Consider the following 373-nt stretch of genomic DNA (forward strand, 5'->3'; position numbering starts at 1 on the left):
CATCAGCCGGGTCGGCAGCGGCGGCATGCCGGGGCCGTCCGAATAGACGGCGCCGAAACGCTCCTCCAGCACCGGCCAGTCGATCGCCTGCGCCAGCCGCACCAGCTCGTGCTTCATGTTGATGATTTGGTCGAGCCGGGAGCGGAACAGGTCCTGCTCTCCCGTCTCGCGCTTCTCGCGTGGCCTGGACATTCGCTGTCCCCTCGATTCGCCGCCGCCGAACCGAGTGAATCACGCTCCGCGCCACAAGGGAATCGCAAAACCGAATTGCAGGAAAACAGCGTCCAAATACCGCTAATCCTGCAATTCCAAAGCCGCTATCCGCCTCAATCAACAGGCCAGATCAATGGCTTGCGGATAGTTCACGGCCGAC

The 373-nt window shown here is 62.2% G+C and carries 1 pseudogene; it reads right to left on the reverse strand.

Going from position 1 to position 373, the window contains the following annotated elements:
• Nucleotides 1-192: pseudogene (locus P9272_RS35970) on the reverse strand (IS5/IS1182 family transposase); the annotation flags it as partial.
• Nucleotides 193-373 lie beyond the last annotated feature (181 nt).

This window comes from Mesorhizobium sp. WSM4976 (assembly GCF_029625685.1).
Classification (GTDB): domain Bacteria; phylum Pseudomonadota; class Alphaproteobacteria; order Rhizobiales; family Rhizobiaceae; genus Mesorhizobium.